The sequence below is a fragment of the Pseudomonas sp. TE3552 genome, from assembly GCF_056278945.1.
This window is the reverse complement of the sequence record NZ_JBWBQJ010000001.1, coordinates 6,266,911-6,290,412: the sequence shown is the minus strand read 5'-3', so window position 1 is coordinate 6,290,412 and position 23,502 is coordinate 6,266,911. Positions and strand designations below refer to the sequence as shown.

22 protein-coding genes and 1 pseudogene are annotated in these 23,502 nt (G+C 59.0%); 9 read left to right on the top strand and 14 right to left on the bottom strand.

Annotated elements, in window-relative coordinates; translation table 11 throughout:
* Window positions 1-224: 224 nt before the first annotated feature.
* The 6 genes from msrQ to ACZ9BB_RS28555 all read right to left on the bottom strand — a co-directional run bounded on the left by msrQ (window position 225) and on the right by ACZ9BB_RS28555 (window position 6,207).
* Window positions 225-845 carry a protein-methionine-sulfoxide reductase heme-binding subunit MsrQ gene (gene msrQ, locus ACZ9BB_RS28580; protein ID WP_476218149.1) on the bottom strand — a complete coding sequence of 207 codons (621 nt, stop codon included), beginning with the start codon at window positions 843-845 and terminating at the stop codon, window positions 225-227.
* Complete coding sequence (gene msrP, locus ACZ9BB_RS28575) at window positions 845-1,858, bottom strand: protein-methionine-sulfoxide reductase catalytic subunit MsrP (protein WP_476218147.1); 1,014 nt, start codon at window positions 1,856-1,858, stop codon at window positions 845-847. The genes msrQ and msrP overlap by 1 nt, the downstream gene beginning before the upstream one ends.
* Window positions 1,859-1,921: 63 nt before the next feature.
* Window positions 1,922-2,779, bottom strand: coding sequence for a CDP-diacylglycerol--serine O-phosphatidyltransferase (pssA, locus tag ACZ9BB_RS28570; protein WP_008006914.1), 858 nt, complete (start codon window positions 2,777-2,779; stop codon window positions 1,922-1,924).
* 145 nt (window positions 2,780-2,924) lie between these two features.
* On the bottom strand, window positions 2,925-3,941 hold the full coding sequence (ilvC, locus tag ACZ9BB_RS28565; protein WP_003228216.1) for a ketol-acid reductoisomerase: 1,017 nt from the start codon (window positions 3,939-3,941) through the stop codon (window positions 2,925-2,927).
* 47 nt (window positions 3,942-3,988) lie between these two features.
* The gene (ilvN, locus tag ACZ9BB_RS28560; RefSeq protein WP_003205610.1) at window positions 3,989-4,480 is read right to left on the bottom strand and encodes an acetolactate synthase small subunit; all 492 of its coding nucleotides are present in this window, start codon (window positions 4,478-4,480) and stop codon (window positions 3,989-3,991) included.
* 2 nt (window positions 4,481-4,482) lie between these two features.
* A complete protein-coding gene (locus tag ACZ9BB_RS28555; protein WP_476218144.1) occupies window positions 4,483-6,207 on the bottom strand; it encodes an acetolactate synthase 3 large subunit in 1,725 nt (574 codons plus the stop codon).
* A gap of 402 nt (window positions 6,208-6,609) precedes the next feature.
* On the opposite strand from ACZ9BB_RS28555, the gene ACZ9BB_RS28550 reads away from it, so the two are divergent.
* On the top strand, window positions 6,610-7,032 hold the full coding sequence (locus ACZ9BB_RS28550; protein WP_476218143.1) for a DUF4124 domain-containing protein: 423 nt from the start codon (window positions 6,610-6,612) through the stop codon (window positions 7,030-7,032).
* 18 nt (window positions 7,033-7,050) lie between these two features.
* On the opposite strand, the gene ACZ9BB_RS28545 is transcribed toward ACZ9BB_RS28550, so the two are convergent.
* From ACZ9BB_RS28545 to mrcB, 3 genes are read right to left on the bottom strand one after another with little or no spacing between them, the layout of a single operon-like run.
* Entirely contained in the window at window positions 7,051-7,386 is a 336-nt protein-coding gene (locus tag ACZ9BB_RS28545; protein WP_476218142.1) for a YqcC family protein, read from the bottom strand.
* Window positions 7,386-8,120 carry a tetratricopeptide repeat protein gene (locus ACZ9BB_RS28540; RefSeq protein WP_476218140.1) on the bottom strand — a complete coding sequence of 245 codons (735 nt, stop codon included), beginning with the start codon at window positions 8,118-8,120 and terminating at the stop codon, window positions 7,386-7,388. The genes ACZ9BB_RS28545 and ACZ9BB_RS28540 overlap by 1 nt, the downstream gene beginning before the upstream one ends.
* A 16-nt stretch (window positions 8,121-8,136) precedes the next feature.
* Window positions 8,137-10,455, bottom strand: coding sequence for a penicillin-binding protein 1B (gene mrcB, locus ACZ9BB_RS28535; protein ID WP_476218138.1), 2,319 nt, complete (start codon window positions 10,453-10,455; stop codon window positions 8,137-8,139).
* 118 nt (window positions 10,456-10,573) lie between these two features.
* On the opposite strand from mrcB, the gene ACZ9BB_RS28530 reads away from it, so the two are divergent.
* From ACZ9BB_RS28530 to ACZ9BB_RS28520, 3 genes are all read left to right on the top strand, one after another.
* Window positions 10,574-12,130: a bifunctional aminoglycoside phosphotransferase/ATP-binding protein gene (locus tag ACZ9BB_RS28530; RefSeq protein WP_476218136.1), complete on the top strand. Its 1,557-nt coding sequence runs from the start codon at window positions 10,574-10,576 to the stop codon at window positions 12,128-12,130.
* A 91-nt stretch (window positions 12,131-12,221) separates the two neighbouring features.
* Window positions 12,222-12,566: a pentapeptide repeat-containing protein gene (locus ACZ9BB_RS28525; RefSeq protein WP_008015079.1), complete on the top strand. Its 345-nt coding sequence runs from the start codon at window positions 12,222-12,224 to the stop codon at window positions 12,564-12,566.
* Window positions 12,567-12,799: 233 nt separating this feature from the next.
* On the top strand, window positions 12,800-13,072 hold the full coding sequence (locus ACZ9BB_RS28520) for a TfoX/Sxy family protein (RefSeq protein WP_009050884.1): 273 nt from the start codon (window positions 12,800-12,802) through the stop codon (window positions 13,070-13,072).
* A gap of 265 nt (window positions 13,073-13,337) precedes the next feature.
* On the opposite strand, the gene ACZ9BB_RS28515 is transcribed toward ACZ9BB_RS28520, so the two are convergent.
* From ACZ9BB_RS28515 to ACZ9BB_RS28505, 3 genes and pseudogenes are all read right to left on the bottom strand, one after another.
* On the bottom strand, window positions 13,338-14,201 hold the full coding sequence (locus ACZ9BB_RS28515) for a ChaN family lipoprotein (RefSeq protein WP_476218132.1): 864 nt from the start codon (window positions 14,199-14,201) through the stop codon (window positions 13,338-13,340).
* A gap of 21 nt (window positions 14,202-14,222) precedes the next feature.
* Window positions 14,223-14,989, bottom strand: a pseudogene (locus tag ACZ9BB_RS28510) (heme ABC transporter ATP-binding protein).
* The gene (locus ACZ9BB_RS28505; RefSeq protein ID WP_476218448.1) at window positions 14,989-15,972 is read right to left on the bottom strand and encodes a FecCD family ABC transporter permease; all 984 of its coding nucleotides are present in this window, start codon (window positions 15,970-15,972) and stop codon (window positions 14,989-14,991) included. Before ACZ9BB_RS28505 ends, ACZ9BB_RS28510 begins: the two are co-directional and overlap by 1 nt.
* A gap of 247 nt (window positions 15,973-16,219) precedes the next feature.
* Between ACZ9BB_RS28505 and ACZ9BB_RS28500 the strand changes: the two genes are divergently transcribed.
* Window positions 16,220-16,531, top strand: coding sequence for a Rieske (2Fe-2S) protein (locus ACZ9BB_RS28500; protein ID WP_476218130.1), 312 nt, complete (start codon window positions 16,220-16,222; stop codon window positions 16,529-16,531).
* Here ACZ9BB_RS28500 and sfsA read toward each other — a convergent pair.
* Both sfsA and ACZ9BB_RS28490 read right to left on the bottom strand, forming a co-directional pair.
* Window positions 16,528-17,241, bottom strand: a complete 714-nt coding sequence (gene sfsA, locus ACZ9BB_RS28495) for a DNA/RNA nuclease SfsA (RefSeq protein WP_476218128.1) — start codon at window positions 17,239-17,241, stop codon at window positions 16,528-16,530. The genes ACZ9BB_RS28500 and sfsA overlap by 4 nt on opposite strands.
* A complete protein-coding gene (locus ACZ9BB_RS28490) occupies window positions 17,241-18,413 on the bottom strand; it encodes a pyridoxal phosphate-dependent aminotransferase (RefSeq protein WP_476218126.1) in 1,173 nt (390 codons plus the stop codon). The genes sfsA and ACZ9BB_RS28490 overlap by 1 nt, the downstream gene beginning before the upstream one ends.
* Before the next feature lie 332 nt (window positions 18,414-18,745).
* Between ACZ9BB_RS28490 and dksA the strand changes: the two genes are divergently transcribed.
* From dksA to ACZ9BB_RS28470, 4 genes are all read left to right on the top strand, one after another.
* The gene (gene dksA, locus ACZ9BB_RS28485) at window positions 18,746-19,189 is read left to right on the top strand and encodes an RNA polymerase-binding protein DksA (RefSeq protein WP_030130357.1); all 444 of its coding nucleotides are present in this window, start codon (window positions 18,746-18,748) and stop codon (window positions 19,187-19,189) included.
* Window positions 19,190-19,397: 208 nt separating this feature from the next.
* Window positions 19,398-20,294, top strand: coding sequence for a tRNA glutamyl-Q(34) synthetase GluQRS (gene gluQRS, locus ACZ9BB_RS28480; RefSeq protein WP_476218124.1), 897 nt, complete (start codon window positions 19,398-19,400; stop codon window positions 20,292-20,294).
* A 77-nt stretch (window positions 20,295-20,371) separates the two neighbouring features.
* Window positions 20,372-20,548, top strand: coding sequence for a hypothetical protein (locus tag ACZ9BB_RS28475; protein WP_003176118.1), 177 nt, complete (start codon window positions 20,372-20,374; stop codon window positions 20,546-20,548).
* Window positions 20,532-23,486: a sensor histidine kinase gene (locus ACZ9BB_RS28470; RefSeq protein ID WP_476218122.1), complete on the top strand. Its 2,955-nt coding sequence runs from the start codon at window positions 20,532-20,534 to the stop codon at window positions 23,484-23,486. The genes ACZ9BB_RS28475 and ACZ9BB_RS28470 overlap by 17 nt, the downstream gene beginning before the upstream one ends.
* Window positions 23,487-23,502 lie beyond the last annotated feature (16 nt).

Below are 23,502 nucleotides of genomic sequence, written 5' to 3'. Positions count from 1 at the left end.
CTCGCTGCTGTCAACACCTGTTTTTCACCGCTTTCGACCGAGACGATCGAACCGTCAAAAGAGCCAAACAACACCGCCCTTTCAACTCCTTCTGGCCTCGATAAACTGAAGCGTAACCGCTGTCGAAAACTGCGTAACTCTTTGTTTACCAAGGAGTTTTCCGTTTCGACTGCGCCGGAAGTGGGGCGAATTATAGGCTTCCAGAATCTGCCGTCAACACCTAATTACGCTTTTCTCGCAGAAGGTGCCTTTTTAGCTACCAAACGGGGAATTCGGCGGGTTACAGGTGGCAATCTCAACACTAACAGCAACATACCTATAGAAGCATAGACAGCCCACTCCTTCAGATCGGCACGAACGATCCACAACATATGCAGCAATCCGAGCCCGAGAACCAGATAGACCAACCGATGCAACTTCTTCCAGCGAGAACCTAAACGCCGCTGACTGTAGCGATTGGAGGTAACAGCCAATGCCAACAGGCAGAGGAATCCCAGTACTCCGACAATAATGTACGGCCGCTTGCGTAATTCGACAGCCAGCTGCGACCAGTCAAAGCCAAGGATGAACGCCGCATAGCCGCCAAGGTGCAGAATCACATAAGCGAAACACCACAATCCCAACTGCCGCCGAACAGCTACCCACCCCGCCCAACCGGTGAGCTTCTGCAAAGGCGTCATGCTTAATGTAATGAGTAGCAGGACAAGCGTCCCCAGCCCCAAACGGTCAACCAGCACCTTGCCCGGATCAGGCCCCAGCACATCCGCCCATGCCTGGTACAACCAAAGCAGCGGCCAAATCATTGCAGCGATGAAGACGGCAATACGCCAGAACGGATATCGCATCAGTAATTCTTCCGCAGATCGAGCCCTGTATATAGAGAAGCGACTTCATCCGAGTAGCCGTTGAACATTTGCGTGTCCCGCACATTGGGCTTGAACAGACCGCTCGGCAAACGTCTTTCCCGCGCCTGGGTCCAGCGCGGATGATCGACTGTCGGGTTCACGTTCGCATAAAAGCCATACTCATCCGAGGCGATACTCTGCCAGGTAGTTTTCGGCTGCTCGCTGACCAGGCTGATCCGCACGATGGATTTGATGCTTTTGAAGCCGTACTTCCAGGGCACCACCAAACGTAGCGGCGCACCGTTCTGATTGGGCAACTCACGCCCATACATGCCTACCGCAAGAATCGCCAATGGATTCATCGCCTCATCCAGACGCAACCCTTCAACATAGGGCCAATCGATCAGGGCAAAACCGGAACGCTGCCCAGGCATAGTCTTGGGATCCTGCAAAGTTTCGAAGCGAATGAACCTGGCTTTGGACGTCGGCTCGACTTCCTTGAGCAAAGCCGAAATAGGAAAACCTATCCATGGAATGACCATCGACCAGGCTTCCACACAACGAAGACGGTAGATGCGCTCCTCCAGTTGATAAGGCTTCATGAAGTCTTCCAGCGCATACCGCCCCGACTTGCCCACCTCCCCGTCCACCACCACGCTCCACGGTTCGGTTTTCAACGCACCAGCATTGGCCGCGGGATCACCTTTATCGGTACCGAACTCATAGAAGTTGTTGTAGTGGGTCGCATCCTTGAACGGGGTAATCGCCTCGTCCTTGACGTTAACAGCCCCCCATTTAGTAGAAGGAAGCTTTTCGGCAAACCAGGAAGGCGCCTTGCCAGGCTCGACATCGGCATAACGCGCTACATCATCGGCACAAGCCCAGCGCGGCAAACTGCCCATGGCCAAACCGGTAACGGCGGCACCGAGGACATTGCGACGAGATAGATAGAAGGATTCAGGCGTGACGTCCGACTCATGACAGTCAGACGCTTTGGGGACTTTGATCAGCATGGCAACTCCGCAGCATTGGAGGACAGATGCACCCATAGACTGCGGAGTATGAGGGAAATTACATCACTCGGCTTTTTTGTGCCGACGCAGGCGCAACAGGTACTGCACCGGCCCGGAAGCCGCATAGGCAAGGAAAACCAGCAGCAGGATGCGCGGCGGATCGCTGAACACAACGGCAAATACCAGCACCACCGCCAGGATCGCGACAAAGGGAACGCGCCCTTTCAAGTCCAGTTCCTTGAAGCTGTTGTACTTGATGTTACTGACCATCAGCATGCCCGCGGCGGCGACCATCAATGCCACCAGGAAAGACATCTTGGAGCCTTGAATGCCGTAATCGCTGAACGCCCAGACAATGCCCGCAACCACACCAGCAGCAGCCGGACTGGCCAGACCGATGAAATAGCGTTTGTCTGCGGTACCGACCTGAGTATTGAAGCGCGCCAGACGCAATGCCGCTCCCGCCACATAGATGAACGCGACCATCCAGCCGACCTTGCCCATATCGCCCAGAGCCCAGCCGAATGCCAGCAGCGCCGGCGCCACACCAAAGGCAACCATGTCCGACAGCGAGTCGTACTCGGCACCGAAGGCGCTTTGGGTATTGGTCATGCGTGCAACACGACCGTCGAGGCCGTCAAGCACCATGGCGACGAAAATCGCGATCGCGGCAAACGCAAAATATTTGCTCGCACCGATCGCATCACCGGCACTCAGAGCACTCTGGGCGCTCATCGAGTTGATGATGGAATAGAACCCTGCGAAGAGATTCGCAGTAGTGAACAGATTCGGCAGCAGATAGATACCACGATGCCGGACTTTACGGCCTTCGGCGTCATGCCCTTCCTCGATATGTTCATCGATAGGCAGAAGGCTTTCGGCGTCAGAAGCCTGCTTTGGCTCTTCGGGACGTTCGCTCATGGACATTACCTTGCAACGGGGTGGAAAGTTTCGACAGGTGTCTGGGACGACGGTTCGACCGCAAACGATGCAGCTTTATACCAGAACCGACGGATCCAAACGAAAAAACGCGGCCTAGGCCGCGTTTTCCGTACAAGCTCGTGACTTAGTTCTTGGCTTTGTCGACGATCTTGTTGGCACCGATCCACGGCATCATGGAGCGCAGTTGCTCACCGATGATTTCGATACCGTGAGCGGCGTTGTTACGACGCTTGGCGGTCATCGAAGGATAGCCGGTGGCGCCTTCGCTGATGAACATCTTGGCGTATTCGCCGTCCTGAATACGTTTCAGGGCGTTGCGCATGGCCTGACGGGATTCGGCGTTGATCACTTCCGGACCTGTCACGTACTCGCCGTACTCAGCGTTGTTGGAGATCGAGTAGTTCATGTTGGCGATACCGCCTTCGTACATGAGGTCAACGATCAGCTTCAGTTCGTGCAGGCATTCGAAGTAGGCCATTTCCGGCGCGTAGCCAGCTTCAACCAGGGTTTCGAAACCGGCTTTTACCAGTTCAACGGTACCGCCGCACAGAACGGCTTGTTCGCCGAACAGGTCGGTTTCGGTCTCGTCCTTGAAGGTGGTTTCGATGATGCCGGTACGACCGCCACCAACGCCAGCAGCGTAGGACAGTGCAACGTTTTTGGCGTTGCCCGAAGCATCCTGGTAGATAGCGATCAGGTCAGGGATACCGCCACCCTTGACGAACTCGGAGCGCACGGTGTGGCCCGGAGCTTTCGGCGCGATCATGATCACGTCGAGGTCAGCACGCGGCACAACCTGGTTGTAGTGGATCGCGAAACCGTGGGAGAAGGCCAGGGTGGCGCCTTTCTTGATGTTCGGCTCGATTTCGTTCTTGTACAGGGAAGACTGGAACTCGTCCGGGGTCAGGATCATGACCAGGTCGGCAGCCGCTACAGCTGAAGCAACGTCGGTCACTTTCAGGCCGTGGGCTTCGGCTTTGGCAACGGTGGCCGAACCTTTACGCAGGCCAACGGTAACGTCAACGCCGGAGTCTTTCAGGTTGCACGCTTGAGCGTGGCCCTGGGAACCGTAACCGATGATGGCAACTTTCTTGCCCTGGATGATCGACAGGTCGCAGTCTTTATCGTAGAAAACTTTCATGAATTTCCCCTTTATATCTGGCCCTTCAGGCCATTCGCTAATTTGGTTTAGATGCTGAGTACTTTGTCGCCGCGGGCAATCCCGGTGACGCCACTGCGGACGGTCTCCAGAATCGAAGCGGTGCCGATGGACTGGATGAAGCTGTCGAGCTTGTCGCTGGTACCGGTCAACTGAACGGTATACACGCTGGCGCTGACATCGACGATCTGTCCACGGTAAATATCGGTAGTGCGCTTGATCTCGGCGCGCTGGGCGCCGGTGGCCTTGACCTTGACCAGCATCAGTTCGCGCTCGATGTGAGCACTCTCCGACAGATCGACCAGCTTGACCACTTCGATCAGTTTGTTCAGGTTCTTGGTGATCTGCTCGATGATCTCATCGTGACCAACAGTGGTCAGCGTCAGACGCGACAGAGTCGGGTCTTCGGTTGGCGCCACGGTCAAGCTTTCGATGTTGTAGTTGCGCTGCGAGAACAGGCCGACTACGCGAGACAAAGCGCCGGGTTCGTTTTCCAGAAGCAAGGAAATAATGTGCCGCATGATTAAGTACGCTCCGTCTTGCTCAACCACATATCGCGCATGGAGCCGTCTTTGATCTGCATCGGGTAGACGTGCTCGCTGGTATCGACCTGGATATCGAGGAACACCAGGCGATCCTTCATAGCGAAGGCTTCTTCCAGCTTCGGCTTCAAGTCCTTCAGGTCAGTGATGCGGATGCCCACGTGACCATAGGCCTCGGCCAGCTTGACGAAGTCAGGCAGCGATTCCATGTAGGAATGCGAGTGACGGCTACCGTAACTCATGTCCTGCCACTGGCGAACCATACCCAGTACGCCGTTGTTCAGGTTGACGATCTTCACCGGCAAACCGTATTGCAGGCAGGTCGACAGCTCCTGAATGTTCATCTGGATACTGCCCTCGCCCGTAACGCAGGCGACGTCGGAATCCGGGAAGCTCAACTTGACGCCCATGGCCGCCGGGAAACCGAAGCCCATGGTGCCCAGGCCACCGGAGTTGATCCAGCGGTTCGGCTTGTTGAACTTGTAGTACTGCGCAGCGAACATCTGGTGCTGACCCACGTCGGAGGTCACAAAGGCGTCGCCCTTGGTCACTTCGCACAGGGTTTCGATCACGGTCTGCGGCTTGATGATGCTGCCGTCGCCCTTGTCATAAGGGAACAGGCCACGGTCACCGCGCCACTCATCGACTTGCTTCCACCAACTGGCGACAGACTCCTTGTTCGGGGTCTCGCCGATTTCCTTGAGGATCGCGACCATTTCGGTCAGGACGCTCTCGACCGGGCCGACGATGGGTACGTCTGCCTTGATGGTCTTGGAGATCGAAGCCGGGTCGATGTCGATGTGAATGATCTTGGCATTCGGACAGAACTTGGCCGGGCCGTTGATCACGCGGTCATCGAAGCGCGCGCCGACTGCCAGGATCACGTCGGCATGGTGCATCGCCAGGTTGGCGGTGTAGCTGCCGTGCATGCCGAGCATGCCGATGAACTGACGGTCAGTGCCTGGGTAGGCACCCAGGCCCATCAGGGTATTGGTCACTGGCAGGTTGAGCATCTTCGCAAGCTCGGTCAGCGGCGCGGAGCCACCACCGAGAATCACGCCGCCGCCGGCATACAGAACAGGACGCTTGGCCGCCAGGAGCATTTCTGCCGCCTTGCGGATTTGCCCGGAGTGACCGCGAACGGCCGGGCTGTAGGAACGCAGCTTGGCTTTCTTCGGGAAGATGTATTCGAACTTCTCGGCCGGGTTGGTCATGTCTTTCGGGATATCGACAACGACCGGGCCAGGACGACCGGATTGCGCCAGGTAGAAGGCCTTCTTCATGACTTCCGGGATTTCCGAAGCGTGCTTGATCATGAAGCTGTGCTTCACGATCGGCCGGGAGATACCGATCATGTCGGTTTCCTGGAACGCGTCGGTGCCGACCATGGTGCTTGGCACCTGACCGGAAATGATCACCATTGGAATCGAATCCATATAGGCAGTGGCGATACCGGTGATGGCGTTTGTGGCGCCTGGACCGGAAGTCACCAATACCACGCCGGCTTTACCGGTGGCACGGGCATAGCCGTCAGCCATATGGGTCGCGGCCTGCTCGTGACGAACCAGGATGTGGGTCACTTCCGGTTCTTTGAACAGGGCATCGTAGACATGAAGAAGAGCACCACCCGGGTACCCGTAAATATATTTGACGCCTTCGTCACGCAAAAAGCGGACGAGCATCTCACCGCCAGATAAAAGCTCCACGTTGTTCACCTCTAAAACGCCAGAATACCGCCCCACATTTAAAGAGGACGGGTCTTAATAGGTTTACTTCTCGGCAGAGCATGAGCGACGGTGGTCGCCGACTACGTCAGCACTGACTGAGCAAGTATTGGGATCGTCCCAAGTGTTGCGGGCCTTTCCCACCCAGCGCGAGGTAACGCGTTGCGGGTGTAACAGGTCGGCGCGGATGTGCGCCTCATGATCTACCGAGTGGGTCTGCTTCTGGCAGTCCCTCTACAGCGGACTTTGGATTCTTCTGTTTCGCCCATCGCAAGTCAAGCCGTCAATGTGCTTTATTCGAACTAAGCGCATGAGAACGCAAGAAAAAACCTTTAAACCGCAACTGTGTTAGCTTCAATTGCGCACCCATGACAAGGAAATGGCATGCGAACGTTCTTCTTCACCGCCGGTTTGCTGATCAGCCTGAGCCCGTTATGCATGGCGGGTCAGATCTATAAATGGGTCGATGCCCAAGGCGTTACCCATTTCGACGCACAACCGCCCCAAGGCCGCGAGGCCACTCTCGTGGTGACACCCGCCCCGTCTGTCGGCAAACCGGACGCGCTACCGCGCAGCAACGTCATAGGCGATCAACAGGCCATCGACAACAAAGTGAAAAAACAGGTCGCCGAGCAGCAGGCCCAGCTAAGAGCGTTCTGCGAACAGGCCCGGACGAACCTGGCTCAACTGCAGAACAATCCGCGATTGCGGGAGGAAGTCGACGGCGAGACGCGCCGCCTGACCGACCAACAACGTCAGGAGCGCATCACCGAAGCACAGAAACAGATTGCGAAAAACTGCCAGTAAGCACTGGCAGTTTCCGATTCAGCGAGAGGCAGTGATCAACACGTCGAACTCTTTGAGCAAGACCTGAAGCTGTCGATCCTTGCCCTGGACGTTGCGGGAGGTGAAGACCATTTCGGCCATCTCCTGAATCCCCGATGCGTTGGGCAATGGCAGATCCTGCTCCAGGATCGACTTCATCCTTGGCAGGAAGATCCATTGCAGCCACTGCTCGAAATCCAGCGTATCCACCGAAAACGGTTCAACGCTGGAGAGCGCCTCAGCGGACGGCGACACTTCATCCCACCAACCCTGAACGCGCAGTTCGCGCTCGATCAACAGCAACTGCTCGGCAATCTTCGGAAAGCGCATATCCATCACAGCGAAACCTTGGCCTTCTGACGAGCCAACGCAGCACCGGCCGGGTCACCCTGCTTCTCACGAGCCTGGGCGATCAACTCCCACAGGCTGGCCTGAAGATCCGGACGACCATTGGCGAACGTCAGACCACGACGGGCAAACTGCTCGGCCTGCGCCGCATCACCTTGAGCCATACGTACCTGCGCCAGGCGATAAAGCACTTGCGGCTCACGCGGCGCCACACGCTGGGCGCGCTCGAGACTGGAAGATGCGCCATTGAGGTCGCCACTGGCCTGTTGCTGCTGGGCGGTGGTCAACAATGCCAGGACCGGACCGTCCAGTTGTTCATCAGCGGACAGACCACCGGCGCTCGCCGAAGGAATCCCGCTCGGCGTCGACGGCATGCTGTAGCTGCCCTGATTGATCGGTGCCGACTGGACCGGCGAGGTATCGATCGGCCCCGGAGTGATTGGGCCGGGAGTAATCGGCGAAGTACTGATCGGTGCCGATGAGACGGCACCACCACCCGGCACCATCACCACGACACCGGTGTCACCTTGCGGGATCGCCTGAGCCTGGGCTTGCGCAGGGCGTTTTACCGTCGACTGCCGGAAACCGCCATTCGCCGAAATCCGCTCGCTGTTGGAGACGGCGGTGCCGGAATCCACAACCGGGATCGAACCACGCTGTACAGTGGAGCAGCCGCTGAGCAAAGCCACGGCAGTCACCGCTGGAATCAACCACTTGTTCACTTCAAATCCTCTTTGCTTAATTCATCCAGCCCTTGACCCAATCCATCACCGATTCAGCAGGGCTTTCGCCACCGCAAGCAGCACCGGGAGGCGGTTCGCTGCCGCGAATATACGGCATCTGCACCGCGCCTGGGCAGCTGGCTTCGGAACCTTGCCCGGTGCGCGAATCGACCCAGGCCTGAACAATGTTGTCCGGCTGCGGCATGTCCAGCGGCAACGGATCGGCCTTGCGCATGAAACTGGTCCAGACCTGCAGCGCACCGGTGGCACCGGTGAACGGCGTCTTGCCGTTATCATCGCGCCCCAGCCACACCACTGCCAGCAGATCCTGACTGAAACCGGCGAACCAGCTGTCCCGCGAATCGTTACTGGTACCGGTCTTGCCGGCCAGGGTCAGGGTTTTCGGTAACACGTTGTAAACCGAACTGCCGGTGCCTTCACGCATGACCCGCTGCATGGCGCTCTGGATCAGGTAAATGGACGCCGGATCGAATTGCTGCTGAATCTGGAACGGATAACGCTTGAGCGGCTCGCCCTCGGCAGTCAGTACGCTGCGAATCCCGCGCATCGGCGTATTGAACCCGCCATTGGCCAGCGTCTGGTACATGGTCGCCACTTCGATCGGGGTCATACCGCCGGCACCGAGCAACATCGACGGGAACGCCGGGAACTCGCGACTCACCCCCAGTCGTGCCAGGGTTTTCAAGACATTCGGCACGCCCACCGCCAAGCCAAGACGCGCGGTCGACAGGTTGTAGGAATGCGCCAACCCTTGATAAAGGAACACAGTACCGTGGGAACGGCGATCATAGTTCTGCGGTTTCCAGACCTGACCGTCCGCGCCTTTGACCGAGAAGTAGTCGTCCGACAGCCAACTGGTCAGCGTGTACTGGCTCGGCTTTTCAAGGGCTGTCAGATAAACCGCCGGCTTGATCAAGGAACCTATCGGTCGTACCGCGTCCAGTGCCCGGTTGAAACCGGCAAAACTCGCCTGACGGCTACCGATCATAGCCTGGACTTCGCCGGTTTCAGGGTTGGTCACGACCATGGCCGCCTCAACCTCATCGGAGCCCTTGCGCCCGGCCAGACGCTTGAATGTGTCGTTGACCGACGCTTCGGCTTTCATCTGCAGGATCGGGTCGAAACTGGTGAAAATCCGCAGCCCCTCTTCGGTCAAGTCTTCGTCGCGGTAGTCTTCGCGCAACTGACGTTTAACCAGGTCGAGAAAGCCTGGGAACGAGCTGTCGGCCAATTTGCCGCGAGTGGTCACACCCAGTGGCATTTTCTTCGCCGCCTCAACCTGCTCAGGGGTAGCAACACCTTGCTCCGCCAGAACATCGAGCACCAGATTGCGTCGCTCCAGCGCCCGCTCAGGATTGCGACGCGGGTTGTAATAGGACGGCCCCTTGACCATGCCCACCAACAAAGCGACTTGATGCAGTTTCAACTCGGACAATGGCTGTCCGAAGAAGAACTGGCTGGCCAGGCCGAAACCGTGCACCGCGCGCTGACCATCCTGGCCGACGAACACTTCATTGAGGTAAGCCTCAAGAATTTCGCGCTTGTCGTAATGCAACTCAAGCAACAACGCCATCATGGCTTCGGTGAGCTTACGGGTCAGGCTGCGTTCGCTGGTGAGGTAGAAGTTCTTGACTAACTGTTGCGTCAGCGTACTACCGCCCTGGGTCATCTTGCCGCCCGAGGTGTTGACGTAGATGGCTCGGGCTATCGACTTCGGCGACACGCCCCAGTGGCTGTAGAAATCCCGGTCTTCTACGGCAACCAGGGTTTCGAGCAGATATGGCGGAACCTGATCGATCTTGATCAGGATCCGGTCTTCAAGGTTTTTCGGGTAAATCCCGCCGATCAGCAACGGCTCCAGTCGCACCACAGAAAGCTTCGAACCGTTGGTCGCCGAGAGTTCGGCCACGTAATCGCCGGAGAACCGTACGCGAACGGGCTGGGCCTGTTCCATTCCTTCATAGAACTGGAAACCCCGGGTATTCAAGTCGACGGTATTGCCGTTGACCGACGCCGCGCCGGGGCCGTTGCTGACGGCTTCGCGTCGATAACCCAAGGCATCGAGCTCGGTAAGGAAGTCCTCCTTGCTCAGCTTTTGGCCAGTAAACAGCTCAAGCGGGCGCGCGTATACCTTGGCCGGGATGGTCCAGCGCTTGCCGGAGAACTTCTCCTGGACCACAGCGTCGAGGTAAACCGCGAACCCGGCAAGCACCACAAGGCCGACCAGGCTGAGTTTAAGGGCCCAGCCCAGCCAGGGGCGCATGCCTCTGGAAGGTGGTTTTTTAGGGGTGCGGGGGGATCGAGTACGAGTCATGGCGGCGGATTATACGCACTTTATTCATACTCAACAGAAGCCCTCCGAGGTTTGCGTCGAGCGGACTTGCGGCCATAATGTCGGCCTTGAATTTTCCCCAGACTCTGAAGGATCGCCTGTGAGCCAGTCCCTGATCGCTGCCCTGCAAAACCCGGCCCTCTACCCGCATCCCGTAGAAGGGTTTCAGGTCATCGAGACCCATATTTCCTGGGTGCTGCTCACCGGCCCCTACGCTTATAAAGTGAAGAAGCCGGTGAATTTCGGTTTCCTGGACTTCACCAGCCTCGAGGCTCGCGAGCATTTCTGCGGTGAAGAACTGCGCCTGAACCAGCGCCTGACCCATGATTTATATCTTGAAGTGTTGCCGATCACTGGCAGCGCCGAGGCACCACAATTGGGCGGCGAGGGTCCGGTTGTCGAATACGCCCTGAAAATGCGTCAATTCCCACAGAGCCAGCTGCTCAGCACCCTGCAGGCCAACGGCGAATTGACTACGACGCACATTGACGAAATGGCTGCGCAGATCGCGCAATTCCATCTCAGCGCGCCGAAAGTACCTGCCGAACACGAAGCCGGCACGCCGGACAGCGTCATGGCGCCGGTACGGCAGAACTTCGAACAGATCCGTCCGTTCCTCAGTGACAAGGCCGATCTGCTGCAACTCGAAGCGCTGCAAGCCTGGGCCGAAAGCAGCTTCGAACGTCTCAAGCCGCTTTTCGCCCAGCGCAAGGCCGATGGCTTCATTCGTGAATGCCACGGAGACATTCACCTGGGCAACGCTACCGTGATCGACGGTAAAGTGGTGATCTTCGACTGCATCGAGTTCAACGAGCCGTTCCGCTTCACCGACGTTTACGCCGACACCGGTTTCCTGGCGATGGACCTGGAAGACCGTGGCCTGAAGAGCCTGGCACGCCGCTTCATCAGCCAATACCTGGAACTGACCGGCGACTACCAGGGCCTTGAGCTGCTGAACTTCTACAAAGCCTACCGCGCACTGGTTCGCGCCAAGGTCAGCCTGTTCAGCATGCCGGCCGAGGCCGATCCGGTGCAGCGCGCCACCACCCTGCGCCAGTACCGCAACTACGCCAACCTGGCGGAAAGCTACAGCACCATTCCTTCGCGCTTCCTGGCAGTTACCCATGGCGTTTCCGCCGTCGGCAAGAGTCATGTGGCCATGCGCCTGGTGGAAGCCCTCGGCGCCATTCGCCTGCGTTCCGATGTCGAGCGCAAGCGTATGTTCGGCGAACAGACCGTACCGAACGACCCGCAGGCCGGCATCTATAGCGCCGACGCCAGCGTCGCCACCTATGCCCGCCTGCATGAAGTTGCCGATGTGATTCTGCGTGCCGGTTTCCCGGTAGTGATCGATGCCACGTATCTCAAGCGCGATCAACGCGACGGCGCGGCAAAGATCGCCGAGGCCACCGGTGCGCCATTCCTGATCCTCGATTGCGACGCCCCCCAAGCAGTGATCGAGAGCTGGCTGAAGCAACGTCAGGCAGACAACAACGATCCGTCTGACGCCAATCTGGCCGTTATCGCCGCTCAACAGGCCAGCCGCGAAGCCCTGACGCCAGCAGAAATCCTCTGCAGCAAACGCGTCCAGACCAATGAAAGCGGCACTCTGGACACCGTGGTGGCGCAAATCCGCCAACGCCTGCCAGGCCTGTAAGAAACTATTTCAACCGTGAAGCCCTCGCCGGCTTCACGGCTGTTAAATAGTGGCACTATACTGGCGCCATAAAACCATCAGGTGATGCGACATGAGCCAGCCGAAACTTCTCGACACCCCGCTTTATGCCTTGCTGCACAAAGACGACATCACAGGCTTCAACAACGAACGCCCGAAAGACGGACCTATCGACATGGTCGGTGGTGACTTCCGAGGGCTCGACCTGCGTGAACTGAACGCCGATGGCGTCGACTTCACCGATGCCTATTTCCGCTCCGCCGACTTGCGCGGCATCGACTTTCGCAACGCTTCCCTGGAAGGCGCAAGCCTGGCCCACGCGCAGATCTCCGGTGCGTACTTTCCGCCAGAGCTGAGTGCCGATGAAATCCTGATGTCGATGAATTTCGGTACGCGCCTGCGTTATCGCACCCGCTGAAAGCGACATTTCACCGAGTCCGGCGCCCCCGCCTTGCGCTGGACTTTGTGCTTTTTTTTGTTCCCGAAACTCAGGTCTTTCGACTGCACTCGCCGCATTTTCCAGGCATTTCTTGAGTCTGTCTCTTAGAAGCTTTTACGTCGAAGCCGACCAAACAATCACGCTTTTCCTACTGATGGCTACACTCCTGAGAGGCTCGCCCACGCACCGTTCGGCTGTCGCAAGGAGGCTTGATGAATGATGAACTGCAACACCTGAAGAATCTTGGCAAGACGTCGGCGCAGTGGCTGCATGCCGTGGGCATCCACAGTGCCTCGGACTTGCGTCGGCTGGGAGCTGTGGATGCTTATCGGGCCGTGCGCACGCGCGGTTTTCGGGCATCCAAGGTGTTGTTGTATGCGATCGAAGGCGCATTGATGGATGTTCACTGGAACGACATTCCCGCCGAGCGCAAGGAAGCCTTGAACAAACAGCTGGATGCTATTTCTTCACGTCACAAGAATTGAACAGGTAACTTTGCTCGAAACACACAGCCCAAGCCCAATGATTACAAGGCCTTCCATCATAGGGATGACGTCATTCACGGAATCTGGAAATCAGCGGTTGACTTGGTAATGAGAATCGCTATGATTACCACAACTGGTCGCGAGACTGGTCGATATTCTGAAAAGCCCTTGGTTCGGACTCTCAGATTATCTCCTCATCAGGCTAATCACGGTTATTTGACCCGGCTCTGCCGGGTCTTTTTTTGCCTGTGGAAAACTCGCCGGTTTACTGACCCGACGGCCTGCCGAATTGCTTGCGCATTTGCGCGCAGTAATCCTGCGGCGGTGTGGCGGGCGTATACCAGACGTAATCGGCCATGGCCGGTGTGACCTCAGCGCCCCGCTCTGCCAGCATCAATACCGTCGGTGCGCCGCGCTCCCCCAAATCCAGCACATGGATCGGCACCCCAACATCCTTGCGCGCGTGGTATGCACCGGCAAACAGCAGTGACGGCATTGGTGCAGCCATTAGTCGCTCGGCCATTCGTCGGTCACGTTGCTGCTGGACGGCCAACATCGCGGGCATCTGCGATTCAGGTAGCAAACCGCAGTGGGAATCGCTGATCTGTGCCAGCAACTCATCCTTGACCGCCGGGGCATTGGAGCGCGAACCGCGCAATGTCGGTGGTTTGGCATAGAAAGCACGAACTTCGAGCCTATCCAGATTGGCCGCCAGCAACGGGTACGGCTGAGTCAGGACGAAACCAACGATTGGCCCGTACAGATTCCAGTCCCAGCCCGATTGCCAGGCCAATGCATCGGACAAGTCCGTCGGCAGCGCTGGAGCATGCCGAACGCTATCGACGCGCGGTTGTTGATCCGGCGTGAGCATTTCCAGCAGCAGACTGCCTTGGGGCCGCCGCTCGCCCAGCACCTGCAACAACCACAATTGCAGTTGATGGTGATCTCGATTGTCATGCTGCTCGCCAACGATCAACCGCGAAGATTCAGCTAACCGTGCAACCAATTCCTGCGCTGTCAGGGTTTGACCGCTGCGCAGCTCCCGGATCTCGCCGCTGACTGGCGGCGGCACCGACACATGCTGGCAGGCGCTTAATATCAGCGCGGCCACAATTACTATCAGTCGCATGCTCTCATCCCGACAAAAACCTCAGCGAGCAATGATCAGCGGATGCCCACGCTCCGGGTGCGGTTGCACCAGTACCTCCAGCCCGAACACAGCCTTGAGCGGTTCCGGGCGCAATACCTGTTCCGGTGTATCCAGCGCCACGGGGCGTCCGCCTTCGAGCAGTAGCAAGCGATCACAATAGCGTGCCGCCAGGTTCAGATCATGCAGAATCACCAGCACCGCCGCGCCGCGATCAGCGAACTCGCGCACCGCTTGCAGGGTGGTGTGCTGATGCAGTGGGTCGAGCATTGATGTCGGCTCATCGAGCAACAAGGTTTGCCCCGCCTCACCTGGCCAAAGCTGCGCCAGCACCCGCGCCAGATGCACCCGCTGACGCTCGCCGCCGGACAACGCCAGATAGCTGCGACCGCTCAAGTGCCCGGCATCGGCCGCGTGCAGCGCGGCGGCGACGATTTCGTCATCCCGGACCCGACCGCTTTGATAAGGCAGGCGGCCCATGCCGACCACTTCTTCGACGCGAAAGGCAAAGTCCAGGGTCGATACCTGTGGCAACACCGCCAAACGCTGGGCACGCTGCCCGCCCGGCCAATGACTCAACTCTCGCTCATCGAGCCAGACACTGCCGTGGTCTGCATGCAATTGGCCGCATAAAGCACCGAGCAAAGTGCTTTTGCCGGCACCGTTGGGCCCCAGCACGCCGAGGACTTCCCCGGTTTGAGCTCAAGCGTGATGCCCGTAAGGACAATCTTTCGGCCACGCCGGATTTGCAGATTTTGCGTGCGCAGCATCAGGCACGCCCCCTGAGCAGTAAATACAGAAAGAACGGTGCGCCGATAAAGGCTGTGACGATCCCGATCGGCAACTCGGCCGGCGCCAGGGCCAGCCGCGCCACCAGATCGGCAAACAACAAGAGGCTGGCGCCCGCCAATACCGACGCCGGCAACAGCACCCGATGATCGGGGCCAGCCAGCAGCCGCACCAAATGCGGCACCACCAGACCGACGAACCCGATCATCCCCGCTGCCGCGACCGCCGCACCGACGCCCAGTGCCGTGCAGAACACCAGTTCGCGCTTGAGGCCTTCGACATCGATGCCCAAGTGACCGGCCTCTGACTCCCCCAGCAACATTGCATTCAAAGCCTTGGCCCGACGCGGCAACCACAGCGCCACGCCCGTGCTTACCAGCAGCAACGGCCAGAGTCGCGAATAGCTGGCGCCATTAAGGCTGCCCAGATTCCAGAACGTCAGGGTGCGCAGGGTCGCGTCATCCGCCAGATAGGTGAATAGCCCTACCGCCGAACCGGCCAGGGCAGTCAATGCAATACCGGCCAGCAGCATGGTGGCGACGTTGGTCTGGCCATTACGCCGCCCCAATCGATAGACCAGCGCCGTTACACCCAGCCCACCAAGAAATGCGCACACCGACAACAGGTAAGGCCCAAAGGATTCAGGCAGACCGCCGAACACCGAGCCGCCGACAATCGCGATGGCCGCACCCAACGCCGCGCCGCTGGACACCCCCACCAACCCCGGATCGGCCAGAGGATTACGAAACAGGCCCTGCATCGCCACGCCGGACAGCGCCAGAACGCCACCCACCGCCAAGCCCAGCAACGTGCGCGGCAAGCGAATCTGCCCAAGGATCAGTTCGGCCTGCTCCAAACCGTCGGGCGCGATGGGCAAGCCGATCAGCCGCAACGCCGCACGCAACGTATCGAGCAACGGCAAGCTCACCGGCCCCAGCGCCAGCGACAGCCAGATTGCCAGCAAACATAGCAGGGTCAGGCCAATGAACAACGCACGGGGTTTAACCAGAAGGGTCATTGGCCAGTCGTACCGGGATCGAACAGGTGCATAAACAGCCTCCTTTAAAGGTTTCCCGGGCACAGAGATGACAGGCCAAGTATCCTCGGCATCCGGCGATCGCCCTGCGGGTGAGCGGGCATTTGATAATTGCTTGCATTTGAACGTCAAGCTCGGACATATCTGGTCACGAGCTACGGAGTTGAGGATAGACATGAAGTTTCTTTGTACCGGCGCCGAATTGGCTGAGGCCAGCAGTCGCGGTTTCGAGGTCGACGGCCAGAAACTGCTGGCTGTTCGCCGGGGCGGTCGGGTGTATGCGTATGAAAATCGCTGCCCGCACCGGGGCGTCGGACTGGAATGGAAACCCGACCAGTTTCTCGATCCCAGCAACAGCCTGATCCAGTGCGCCACCCACGGCGCACTGTTTCTGATCGAAGACGGTGAATGCGTTGCCGGCCCTTGCGCGGGGAAATCCCTGACTCCCATCCCCTGCCGCGAGGACGAACAAGGGATCTGGGTCTAACCGTTCAACAACACGTCCAGCCGCCGATCGACCACCATTTCTTCGTGGCTCAAGCGCACGCCATACGCTAGCACTTCGACCCCGCACGCCACCGCTTCGCGTAATGCCGCCGCGTAGGCCGAATCGATTTCTTCGGCAGGACGCACAGAGTCGATACCGGTCAGGTTCACGCAATACAACTGCACCGCACGAATCCCATCCCGCGCCAAATGCGCCAGCTCCCGCAAATGCTTGGCCCCGCGCTGGGTTACCGCGTCGGGAAAGGCTGCCACCAACGAGCCATCGAAACCCAGGGTGACACTTTTGACTTCCACATAAGCTGGCCCGCTTGGGTAATCGAGACGGAAATCGATGCGGCTGTTTTCCTGACCGTAGGCCACTTCGCGCTTCAGTTCGGTAAAACCGTTCAGCTCGGCGATGACACCGGCACGCAACGCCTCCTCGATCAAGCCGTTGGCGCGCCCGGTGTTTACGCAAAACAGTCGTCCGTGCGGGGTTTCGCCCACTTCCCAAGTGCCGGGTAACTTGCGCTTGGGGTCGTTGGAACGGCTGAACCAGACTTGCCCGCCTTCGACCTGGCAGTTAAGCATCGACCCGGTGTTCGGACAGTGAATGGTCAACAACTCGCCGCCAACGGTTTCGATATTGGCGAGAAAACGTTTGTAACGACGAATCAAACGACCTTCTTCGAGGGGAGGATGAAAGCGCATCAGCCTTGCCAGCTCTTCAAACCGCGAGCGATCCGCTCGACCGCTTCTTGCAAGCGAGGAAGACTTTGGGTGTAGGCAAACCGCACGTGATGCCCGGCCTGATGGCGCCCGAAGTCCAGGCCCGGCGTGATCGCAACGTGCTCGGTTTCGAGGAAATGCCGACAGAACGCAAAGGCATCGCCGCCGAACTTGCTGATATCGGCGTACAAATAGAACGCACCCTCCGGCTCCACGACAATACCGAAGCCCAATTCTCGCAGGGCTGGCAGCAGGAAATCACGACGTCGGCCGAACTCGGCGCGGCGCTCCTCGAAAATACGGATAGTGGCGGGTTCGAAGCAGGCCAGTGCGGCGTGCTGGGCCATGCTCGGAGCACTGATATAAAGGTTCTGGGCGAGTTTGTCCAACTCACTGACCGCCGCTTCAGGCGCTACCAGCCAACCGAGACGCCAGCCGGTCATGCCGAAATACTTGGAAAAACTATTGAGGACGAAGGCACTGTCATCGACTTCCAGCACGCTGGCCGCATCCGTGCCGTAAGTCAGGCCATGGTAGATCTCGTCGACCACCAAATGGCCGTGGCGGGCCTTGATCGCTGCCGACAACCCGGCCAACTCATCACGGGTCAGGATGGTCCCGGTGGGGTTGGCCGGCGATGCCACCAGGGCACCGACGCTGTCGTGATCCCAGTGACGCGCGACCAGGTCCGGGGTCAGTTGATAACGCACGTCCGGGCCGACTGGCACCAGTTGCGCCGCGCCTTCCACCAGCCGCAGGAAGTGCCGGTTGCACGGGTAACCCGGGTCTGCCAGCAGCCAGTGCTTGCCTGGATCGACCAACAAGGCACTGGCCAACAGCAACGCGCCTGAACCGCCAGGCGTGATCAGGATGCGCTGCGGATCAATGTTCAGCCCGTAACGCTGCTGATAAAAGCCCGAAATGGCTTCACGCAGCTCGGGAATGCCACGGGCGGCGGTGTAACGGGTCTTCCCCGCCGTCAGCGCGGCCTGGCCGGCCTGGATGATCGGCTCGGCTGTGGTGAAGTCCGGCTCGCCGATTTCCAGGTGAATCACGTCGTGGCCGGCTGCTTGCAGCTCGTTGGCCCGCGCCAACAGGGCCATGACGTGGAACGGTTCGATGGCGCGACTGCGCGCACTGTAGGACAGAGCCATTAGCCTTCCTTACAACGGGGAAAAAAATCGATTCTACCCAAGCGCAGGAACGAGCGAGAACCTAAAGCGGTCAGAGCTCTTAACGCGGGTCTCAAACAGTTCAAGCGTATGTCTCAGGTTTGACTAAAATCAATAATTGATCAGGTATCGACAGCCACCAGACAAGGCTTTGCAAACTTTTGCAAGCACCACGGGCCGCGGGCTCGACATCCGGGAGTAGCGCGGTCCGATTTGATCTGGTAAGTTCGCCCGCTTGCAGCCGCAGGGCCGGCAGGTGTCGGTGATGGAGCAATCCTGCGCAATGGATTACAAGAGTAGAGGCGGTCCATTTCATGCCCACCCAAGCAAAGCAACAGCAAAACCAGTCGATCAGCGGCTTCGAACCCTACAAAGAAGTGAAGGGCGAAGAGTACATGGGCAAGCCCATGCGCGCTCACTTCACCAAGATCCTGAACAAGTGGAAACAGGACTTGATGCAGGAAGTCGACCGTACTGTTGATCACATGAAAGACGAAGCGGCCAACTTCCCTGACCCGGCAGACCGTGCCAGCCAGGAAGAAGAATTCAGCCTCGAATTGCGCGCCCGCGACCGCGAGCGCAAGCTGATCAAGAAAATCGACAAAACCCTGCAATTGATCGAAGACGAAGAATACGGCTGGTGCGAGTCCTGCGGCGTCGAGATCGGCGTCAAGCGACTGGAAGCCCGTCCTACCGCCGACATGTGCGTTGACTGCAAGACCCTGGCGGAAATCAAGGAAAAGCAAGTCGGCAAGTAATGTTTGCGACTTGAATGAAGAACGGAGCGTGCGAACGCTCCGTTTTTTGTTTCTGACATTTGCTGATACTTGTTGCGTCTTCAAGATCGCCTTCGCGAGCAAGCTTCGCTCCTACAAAGGCCAGCACAATCTTCTGTAGGAGCGAAGCTTGCTCGCGAAGGCGGCTTCAAGCCGTGCTCAAACGATTGGACAGCCTGACATCGCCCTCATGACCACCATCGCCTCCCCCACCTACATCGGTCGCTTCGCCCCGACGCCCAGTGGCCACTTGCACTTCGGTTCGCTGGTCGCAGCGCTGGCCTCCTACCTCGACGCCCGTTCGGTCGGCGGCCGCTGGCTGGTGCGCATGGAGGATCTCGATCCGCCACGGGAAGAGCCCGGCGCTCAGGCGGCGATTCTCAAGGCACTGGAAAGCTACGGGTTCGAGTGGGATGGCGACATGGTCCGACAGAGTGACCGGCACGCGGCCTATGACGAAGTCATCAATCGCCTGTTCAATCAGGGCCTGGCCTACGCTTGCACCTGCTCGCGCAAGCAACTGGAGCCGTATCACGGCATCTATCCCGGGTTCTGCCGCAACGCCGGGCACGGCACCGAGAACGCGGCGATCCGCCTGCGCGTACCGGAGCTGGAATACCATTTCATCGACCGGGTGCAGGGCGAATTCCGTCAGCACCTGGGCCGCGAGGTCGGCGATTTCGTGATCCGCCGCCGCGACGGGCTCTACGCTTATCAATTGGCAGTAGTGCTGGACGACGCCTGGCAAGGCATCACCGATATCGTGCGCGGCGCCGACCTGCAGGATTCCACGCCGCGCCAGCTCTATCTGCAAGAACTGCTCGGCCTGCCGCAACCGCGCTACCTGCACATCCCGCTGATTACCCAGCCGGACGGCCATAAACTCGGCAAATCCTACCGCTCGCCGCCGCTGACCGAAGATCAGGCCACGCCGCTGTTGCTGCGCGCACTGCGAGCGCTGGGGCACAATCCGGCTACCGAACTGAATGACGCCACGCCGCGCGACGTGCTGAACTGGGGCATTGCCCACTGGGATGCATCGCTGATCCCGCGCACACTGACGTTGCCCGAAGCGCAACTGCAGTGATGCCACTTGCAGTGGCGCCCCCATCCGTTACCATCGCCGCACGTTTTCGGGCACGCGCATAAAAAAGAGAGGCCGGGATGTACATCTATCGCTTGGTCCTGCTCCTGGTAGTGGGGATTTATCTGTTCTCCCCAGCCATCATGGATTGGTGGATCGACGCCACTGGCGCCTGGTATCGCCCCTATTTGCTCTGGCTGATCCTGATCGTCGTGACCTTCATCCTGCAGAGCCAAAAAGATGCCGATGAGCTTTAGCCTGACCCAGATGATCCTGATCAGCGCCGCCTACCTGGCGGTGCTGTTCGGCGTGGCCTGGATCAGTGAACGGGGCATGATCCCCCGGGCGATCATTCGCCACCCACTGACATACACCCTGTCGCTGGGTGTTTACGCCAGTGCCTGGGCGTTCTACGGCACGGTGGGCCTGGCCTACCAGTACGGCTACGGCTTTCTGTCCAGCTACCTTGGGGTTTCCGGGGCATTTCTGCTGGCGCCGGTGCTCTTGTACCCGATCCTGAAAATCACCCGCACCTATCAACTCTCGTCCCTGGCCGACTTGTTTGCGTTTCGTTTCCGCAGTACCTGGGCCGGTGCGCTGACGACGATTTTCATGCTGATCGGCGTGCTGCCGTTGCTGGCACTGCAGATTCAGGCCGTGGCCGATTCCATCGGCATCCTCACCCGCGAGCCAGTGCAGCATCGCGTGGCCTTGAGCTTCTGCGCGCTGATTACGCTGTTCACGATCTTCTTTGGCTCACGCCACATCGCCACCCGCGAGAAACATGAAGGCCTGGTGTTCGCGATTGCCTTCGAGTCAGTCATCAAACTGATCGCGATTGGCGGCGTCGGCCTGTATGCGCTATATGGCGTGTTCGACGGCCCGCAACAGCTGGAGCTGTGGCTGCTGCAAAACCAGACCGCCCTCGCCGCCCTGCACACGCCATTGCAGGAAGGCCCGTGGCGTACGCTGCTGCTGGTGTTCTTCGCCTCGGCGATTGTTATGCCGCACATGTACCACATGACCTTTACCGAAAACCTCAACCCACGCTCGCTGGTCAGCGCGAGTTGGGGCCTGCCGCTGTTCCTGCTGCTGATGAGCCTGGCAGTGCCACTGATTCTCTGGGCCGGGCTGAAACTCGGCGCCACGACCAATCCAGAGTACTTCACCCTGGGTATCGGCCTCGCCGCCAACAATAAGGCCCTGACGTTATTGGCGTATGTGGGCGGCTTGTCGGCGGCCAGCGGCCTGATCATCGTCACCACGCTGGCGCTGTCCGGGATGGCACTGAACCATCTGGTGCTGCCGCTCTATCAGCCGCCGGCCGAAGGCAATATCTACCGTTGGTTGAAATGGACTCGCCGGGCACTGATCGTCGCGATCATCATGGCCGGTTACGGTTTCTACCTGCTTTTGGGCGCGGAACAGGATTTGGCCAACCTCGGCATCGTCGCCTTCGTCGCCACGTTGCAGTTCCTGCCGGGGGTGTTGTCGGTGCTGTACTGGCCGACCGCCAACCGTCGCGGCTTCATCGCAGGCCTCCTGGCGGGGATTCTGGTGTGGCTGGTGACCATGCTGCTGCCGCTGGTCGGCAATCTGCAAGGCTTCTACATTCCGCTGCTGAACATGATTTACGTGCTGGACGACACCAGTTGGCACATGGCGGCGATCGCCTCGCTGGCGGCCAACGTGTTGATGTTCACCCTGATTTCATTGTTCACCAACGCCAGCCCCGAAGAAACCAGCGCCGCCGAAGCTTGCGCGGTAGACAACGTTCGTCGTCCGCAACGCCGCGAATTGCACGCGGCCTCGCCTCAGGAGTTTGCCACGCAACTGGCCAAACCATTGGGCGCCAAGGCTGCACAGAAAGAAGTCGAACAAGCGCTGCGTGACCTCTATCTGCCATTCGATGAACGCCGGCCATACGCCTTGCGTCGTTTGCGTGACCGTATCGAAGCCAACCTGTCGGGCCTGATGGGGCCGAGCGTGGCGCAAGACATGGTGGAAACCTTCCTGCCATATAAGGCCGGCGGCGAAAACTACGTCACCGAAGATATCCACTTCATCGAAAGCCGCCTTGAAGACTACCACTCGCGCCTCACCGGCCTTGCCGCCGAACTCGATGCCCTGCGTCGCTACCACCGCCAGACCTTGCAGGAATTGCCGATGGGCGTGTGCTCGCTGGCCAAGGATCAGGAAATCCTCATGTGGAACAAAGCCATGGAGGAACTGACCGGGATTGCCGCACAGCGTGTGGTCGGTTCGCGCCTGAGCACCATTGGCGATCCATGGAGAGAACTGCTGCAAGGCTTCATCAATCTGCCGGACGAGCACTTGCACAAACAGCACCTGGCCCTCGATGGCCAGACCCGTTGGCTGAACTTGCACAAAGCGGCGATCGATGAACCGCTGGCGCCGGGTAACAGCGGCCTGGTGCTGCTGGTGGAAGATTTAACCGAAACCCAGATGCTCGAAGACAAACTGGTGCATTCCGAGCGCCTGGCCAGCATCGGCCGACTGGCGGCCGGCGTGGCCCATGAAATCGGCAACCCGATCACCGGCATTGCCTGTCTCGCGCAAAACCTGCGTGAAGAGCGTGAAGAAGACGCCGAACTCACGGAAATCAGCGGACAGATCCTCGAGCAGACCAAACGCGTATCACGCATCGTTCAGTCGCTGATGAGTTTCGCCCACGCCGGCAGCTATCAACACAGTGACGAGCCCGTCTGTCTGGCGGAAGTGGCCCAGGATGCCATCGGCCTGCTGGCCTTGAACCGGCGCAATTTCGAAGTACAGTTCTATAATCTGTGCGACCCCGACCACTGGGTCGAAGGCGACCCGCAGCGGCTCGCCCAGGTTTTGATCAACCTGCTCTCAAACGCCCGCGACGCCTCGCCTCCGGGCAGTGCGGTGCGCGTCAAGAGCGAAGCCGGCGAACACACGGTCGATTTGATCGTCGAAGACGAAGGTAGCGGTATTCCCTCGAACATCATGGACCGATTGTTCGAACCCTTCTTCACCACCAAGGATCCTGGCGAAGGCACCGGTCTGGGCCTTGCACTGGTCTATTCCATCGTTGAAGAGCATTATGGACAAATCACCATCGACAGCCCGGCTGATGTTCAAAGCCAACGCGGCACCCGTATCCGGGTGACCTTACCGCGTCATGTCGAAGCGACGTCCGCTGTGAACTGAGACCGTCGAGAGTATC